The sequence below is a fragment of the Streptomyces sp. NPDC057654 genome (assembly GCF_042800135.1).
Taxonomy (GTDB): Bacteria; Actinomycetota; Actinomycetes; order Streptomycetales; family Streptomycetaceae; genus Streptomyces.
Map to the genome: position 1 here is coordinate 1 of NZ_JBHVHQ010000567.1, position 5,723 is coordinate 5,723.

Annotated in this window: 6 protein-coding genes; 2 read left to right on the forward strand and 4 right to left on the reverse strand. The window is 72.0% G+C overall.

Going from position 1 to position 5,723, the window contains the following annotated elements:
- Positions 1 to 488 (reverse strand): glycoside hydrolase family 20 zincin-like fold domain-containing protein (locus tag ACFU99_RS30755; protein WP_384398235.1); only part of this gene is annotated, 488 nt, incomplete at its 3' end.
- Positions 489 to 789: 301 nt separating this feature from the next.
- On the opposite strand from ACFU99_RS30755, the gene ACFU99_RS30760 reads away from it, so the two are divergent.
- Positions 790 to 1,611 (forward strand): AIM24 family protein, encoded by an 822-nt coding sequence (locus ACFU99_RS30760; protein WP_384398237.1) that lies wholly within the window; start codon positions 790 to 792, stop codon positions 1,609 to 1,611.
- A gap of 52 nt (positions 1,612 to 1,663) precedes the next feature.
- On the opposite strand, the gene ACFU99_RS30765 is transcribed toward ACFU99_RS30760, so the two are convergent.
- The 3 genes from ACFU99_RS30765 to ACFU99_RS30775 form a co-directional block, all read right to left on the reverse strand.
- A complete protein-coding gene (locus ACFU99_RS30765; RefSeq protein ID WP_384398239.1) occupies positions 1,664 to 2,059 on the reverse strand; it encodes a DUF6126 family protein in 396 nt (131 codons plus the stop codon).
- Complete coding sequence (locus ACFU99_RS30770) at positions 2,056 to 2,694, reverse strand: helix-turn-helix domain-containing protein (RefSeq protein ID WP_384398241.1); 639 nt, start codon at positions 2,692 to 2,694, stop codon at positions 2,056 to 2,058. The genes ACFU99_RS30765 and ACFU99_RS30770 overlap by 4 nt, the downstream gene beginning before the upstream one ends.
- Before the next feature lie 70 nt (positions 2,695 to 2,764).
- Positions 2,765 to 5,122 carry a glycoside hydrolase family 95-like protein gene (locus ACFU99_RS30775; protein ID WP_384398243.1) on the reverse strand — a complete coding sequence of 786 codons (2,358 nt, stop codon included), beginning with the start codon at positions 5,120 to 5,122 and terminating at the stop codon, positions 2,765 to 2,767.
- A 163-nt stretch (positions 5,123 to 5,285) separates the two neighbouring features.
- On the opposite strand from ACFU99_RS30775, the gene ACFU99_RS30780 reads away from it, so the two are divergent.
- Positions 5,286 to 5,723, forward strand: a 438-nt coding sequence (locus tag ACFU99_RS30780; RefSeq protein WP_384398245.1) for a ribonuclease, incomplete at its 3' end; no start/stop codon positions are given.

Sequence of the window (5,723 nt, forward strand, 5' to 3'; positions counted from 1 at the left end):
GCCCCGGCCAGCGCGATGCGGCCGTCGCCGACGGCGAGCGCGTACCCCTCGGCGGGCAGCCCGGCCGTGCCGCGCGCGCCCAGGCTCCGCAGCGCCTTCGCCGCCGCCGGACCGTCCACGTAGACGGCGAGGCGCCCCGGACGGGCCGTGGCCCGCTGCTCGACGCGGTGCGCGCCTGCCTGTTCGAGGGCGCGCCGTACGAGGCGGACGGCGGCGGCGTCGGCCTTCGGGCCGGTGATCAGGTCGACGGTGCGGGTGATCGTGACGCCGCCGCGGCGGGCGTGCACGGACTGGGGGGTGGGCGTGATCTTGGGCGCGGCCGATGTGCCTGAGATGGCCGAGGTGGCTGATGTTGCGGATGCGGCTGATGTCGCCGGGGCGGGGGTCGAGCTCCCGCCGCCGCGGTCCGCAGCCCCGGCGGACGCGAGGGGCAGGGCGGCGAGGGAGAGAGCGAGGGCGGCGACCGCCGTCGGGCGCGTTCTGAGCATCCTGTGGTCCTCTCGGGTGAACGAGGCTTCCTATGACGCGTACGCAACAGACTCGGTGACTCGGTGCATGATTCATCGACATCACGCCGCGTGGCAATGGCCGTGCACGCCGTACGCGCCGATGTCGCCGGCCCGCGGAACCAAAACCGCCGCACCGGGCGTTTGAGCCGTTGGGAGGAGCCGCTCCGTCCGGGGCTTCGCGGACGGGCAGTCGCGTCCCCTCGGTGTCCGTGCCTCTCCCTGTGTCCGTGCCCCTCCACGTGTTCGTGCTCGTCTTCGTGACCTGTCAGGAGAACCCGCTGTGACCTTGCGGCAAGAGATCGTCGGCAACGCCATGCAGATGGCCGTCTGCACCCTGGAACCCGGCCAGACCGTCTACTGCGAGGCCGGAAAGTTCCTCTTCAAGACGGCGAACGTGACGATGGAGACCCGGCTGTCCGGTCCGGGCGGCGGCGGGCAGCAGGGCGGCGGCGCGGGCGCGGGAGGCGGTGGACTCGGCGGCATGCTGCGGGGCGCCATGGGCACCGCGATGCAGGTAGGCCAGCGCGCGCTCGCGGGCGAATCGCTCGCCTTCCAGTACTTCACCTCCACCGGCGGCGAGGGCACCGTGGGCTTCGCGGGCGTGCTCCCCGGCGAGATGCGCGCCCTCGAACTGGACGGGAACCGCGCCTGGTTCGCCGAGAAGGACGCCTTCGTCGCCGCCGAGTCGACCGTGGAGTTCGGCATCGCCTTCCAGGGCGGACGGCAGGGCATGAGCGGCGGCGAGGGCTTCATCCTGGAGAAGTTCACCGGCCGCGGGACCGTAGTCATCTGCGGCGCCGGAAACTTCATCGACCTCAATCCGGCCGATTTCGGCGGCAAGATCGAGGTCGACACCGGCTGCATCGTCGCCTTCGAGGAAGGCATCCACTACGGCGTGCAGCGCATCGGCGGACTCAACCGCCAGGGGCTGATGAACGCCGTCTTCGGCGGCGAGGGGCTCTCCCTCGCCACACTGGAGGGCGACGGCCGCGTCATCCTCCAGTCCCTGACCATCGAGGGCCTCGCCAACGCCCTGAAGAAGGCGCAGGGCGGCGACAAGCAAGGACCGACCGGCGGGCTGTTCTCCACGCACGCGGGCTAGCGAGGGCTGGAGGCCACCCCTCCGCGGGCCGGTACGCGGCTGCCGGCCCGGCTCAGTGCGACCGCGCGCCGGCCAGATAGAAGATCAGGAAGAAGAAGCCGACGATGAAGTGGACCGCCACCAGGTAGATGAAGACCCGGATGGTGAACGCCATCGGGGCCCGGTCCTCCTCGACCATCTTCTCGGCCGGGGGCTGTACGGATTCGTCGGCGGGCTCGGCGGGCTCGGCGTGCTCGGCGGGCTCGGCGGGTTCGGTGCTCCCGGTGGTCTCGTCCGGCGCGGCGCTCTGAGCGGACTCGGCGATTCCGGCGGACTCGGCGCCCCCGGTCGCCGTGACCCCGGTCGTCCCGGCCGCTTCCGAGTCCCGGACAGCGGCCTCCGTGGCCTTCGGGGCCGCCCCGGACCCCGGAGCCCGCTCCGTCTCGACGTCCCGCGTGGCATCGCTCATGGCATTCCCCTCCTGGCCTGCGCGACGTCGCCGAGGCACAGCTCGGCCACCCCGCTCTGCATCAGCGTGTGAACGAACAGCAGCTCCGCACCGCCCGGCGAGGCGGCCGCGATCCGGTGCGGGGTCAGCGAATCGAAGTGCGCCGCGTCCCCGGGCCCCAGCGCGTAGACCGTCTCGCCGAGCGTCAGCCGCAGCCGGCCCTCGGTCACGTACAGCCACTCCTCGCCGGGATGCACCCTGACCAGCGACTCCTGCCGGCCCTCGCCCTGCGGCACCCGGAGCCGCAGGGCCTGCATCGCGCGGCCCGAACCGCCGGCCCGCCAGTACGTCCAGCCGGCCGCCTCCTGCGGCTCCATCCGGTCGGCCCGCACGATGGGGTCCCGCTCGGGCGGGACTTCGCCCAGCAGGTCGGATACCGTGGTCCCGTACGTACGTGCCAACGCCAGCAGCATCGGCAGGGACGGCGTCCGCTGCCCCGTCTCCAACCGGGACAGGTGCGCGGGCGAGAGCCCCACCCGCTGGGCGGCGCGCTCCAGCGTCATATTGCTCCGCTTGCGCAGCGCGCGGAGCTGAGGGGCGACGGCGGGCACGTCGTCGGCGGGGACTCCGGCCTCGTTGTCGGACTGGATGGTCATGTGTCCGGTATAGCCCCGCCGTGCCTCAGCGGCAAAAGTATTGCCTCTGAGGCAAAACCGCCGAAGGGAATCAGCCGGGCAGCCCCCACGGGGCCGATCCGCCGTTCGCCGGTACGTCGCGCGGGCCTGAACGCGAGTGGTGGCCGCGCTCGGTCACCAGCACCGTCCCGCCCCGCCCGAGCTCCACCGCGATGCGGCCCGCGCCGACCCGCCGCCAGCGCGCCCGCCGCCCGTCCTCGTGCCGTACGTCCAGGTCACCCCGCATCCCGTGGTCCAGGACGAGCGGGGCCCCGGCCTCGCTGTGGACCCGTACCCAGTTCGTACGGCCGCGGCTGCGGTCGGCGTCCACGAGGAACGCGCCCTGGGTGCGCAGCGACGCGAACGAGGCGTCCGCCCAGCGCTCCGAGACGGACGGGAACACCTTCACCACACCGCCATGGCTCTGCACCGCCATGTCCAGCAGCGACTGCGCGGCGGTCAGCGGGGTCTCCAGCGCGAAGTTCTTGCCCTCCCGGTACATCGTGTTCGGCAGCAGCTCCGTGTCCGCGACGATGTTGCGGTCGGTGAAGAACGTCAGGAAGTCCAGGGCCTGCTCGGGGGCGTCCATCACCGAGCACATCGACGAGGCCGCCGCGAAGCTGTAGCCGTGCCACGCGTCGCGCATGCTCGTCCAGTGGTCGAACGTCCGTCGCATCACCGCGCGGTCGCCGGTCCGTTCCCAGGTGGACTCGCGCAGCGGGTAGAGCCAGAGCAGATGCGAGAAGTGCCGGTGCGAGTCGGCGAGCGGCACCCCCGCGCCGATCATGACGCCGTCCTCGGGGTCCCGCGCGTACGGCACGAGCCGCTCGGTGATCGCGTGCCACTGCTTCGCGCGCGGGTCGGGGATGCGCAGCAGCCGCGCGGACTCCAGCAGGGTGGCGGCGCCCCAGCGGATGAGCGAGAGGTCGTACGTGCAGTCGGCGGCGTTCGCGTACTCCGGCGAGCGCGTCATCGGCAGGTGCAGCTTGCCGTCCGGTCCCTCGTGGAGGAAGCGCGCGTAGTAGTTGACGGCTTTCGCCAGGATCGGGAAGAGGACGTCGCGCAGCGCGCGGCGGTCCATGGAGTGGCGGTAGGCGAGCCAGACGTTGTGCAGGCCCCAGGTGAGGTTGCCGAAGTTGTCGGAAATGTGGTCCGTGCCGGGTACGCCCACGGTCCACGCGCCGGGGCGCAGCTGCCAGTCGGAGGGGTGGCCGAGCGCGTAACTGTTTCCGTCGCGGTACTCCTCGGGAACCGACAGCTCAAGGTTTTTCTCGAAGCGGCGGAACGCGCCGGTCACCGAGTCCAGTTCGAGGTGGTTGGAGCCGTAGACCGGCCAACTGGCTATCTGCACATTGAGGTTCCACCACAGCGCGGTCCAGTTGTTGCCCACCGCCGGGAACCACGGGCCCCACTCCGACAGCGCCGGGCCCTCCGCGCGGGTCGCGGACGCCAGCTTGTAGAGCTGGATCAGATAGAAGCTCTGAAGCCGCTTGTCGGGTACGGACAGGAAGCTGCGCCGGAAGTAGCGGTGCCACCAGGCGCGGTGACCGGCTATCAGGTCGTCCGGGGCGGCCGCGAGCGCGTGGGCGACCTCGCGCACGGCCCGGCGGGTCGTCTCCGCCGTGTCGCCGGGGAAGCGGTGCGCGAGGTGCGCGGCGAACAGCCGGCCCGTGCCGGTGCGGCGCTCGCGCCAGGCGGTGGTCCAGCCGCCGCCCGCCAGCAGGGGCTGCTCGGCGTAGTGGGTGGATCCGGCCGTGCCGAGGCGGGGGTCGGGGTTGGGCGTGTACCCGGTGCGGTCGTCGGTGTTGCGGGTCGTGGCCGCGGTGAGCCAGGTGAACGTCCAGGCCGCGGCCTCCTCGCCGGGGCTCGGACGGGTGGAGATCAGCAGCGTGGAGCGGGAGTTGTGGACGAGCGCGGCGAACCGCAGGCTGCCGCGAGTGGTGGTGATCGTGCCGCGCAGCTCGGCGTCCCACAGGTCCAGCGTCCAGTCGACGGCGGTGATCTCACCGGCCAGGGCGAGGGTGAAGTAGCCGATGGGCAGGCGCGCGTAACCGGTGCCGGCCCGCCACCGGCCGCGCTCGTCCTGCGCCTGGGTGTGGCTGATCATCACCGTGAGCGTGCCGGGGCGCTCGCCCCGGTAGACCTGGCAGCCGAGGAAGCCGTTGGCGAGGAACGGGCCCTCCCGCCAGTTCGCGGGCAGCGTCCGCCAGCGCATGGCGGCGGCGCGTACGGCGCTCTCGTGCACGTCCTTGTACGAGCGGGTGGCGGCGTTGTCCGCGGTGGCGCCGGAGCTCTCGGCGCCGGGCGCGGCCCACGCGGTGCCCGAGCCCGTGGTCCCGACGCCGACGGCGGCGCCGAGCGCTGTGCCGAGGGCCGTGCCGACGAAGGATCTGCGAGGAAGTCCGGTCACGTATCTGCCTCCTGTTCGCACTGCTGAACCTCTCCGGCATCGTGCCGCCCGAGTGCGCCCCGCGCCTAGACCTCCGACGTCTCCGGTTTCCGTGTGAACGGATGGGAAACATCGATTACTTGGCATTGACATGTCCCGGTCTACGCGCGTCATGCTGGGGGACATGCGAATCCCCCCACAGATCACCCGCATCGGCGCCGTCGCCGCCCTGGCCTCGGCCCTCTTCGTCTCCTCGCCCGCCATCGCGGCCACGTCGGCGGCCGGCCCCGCGACCGCCGCCTCCGCGACCGCCGCCCCGGCGGCCCACTCCGTGTCCGTGAAGTCGGTCGGGACCGTCTGCTACAAGGCGCTGCCGAGCCAGGCCCATGACACCCTCGACCTGATCACGTCCGGCGGGCCCTTCCCCTACCCGAAGGACGGCACGGTCTTCTCCAACCGTGAGGGGCTGCTGCCGAAGCAGTCCAACGGCTACTACCACGAGTACACCGTCATCACTCCGGGCTCGCACGACCGGGGCGCGCGCCGCATCGTCGCGGGCGAGAAGAAGCAGGAGGACTACTACACCTCCGACCATTACCGCAGCTTCAACGAGGTCGACTAC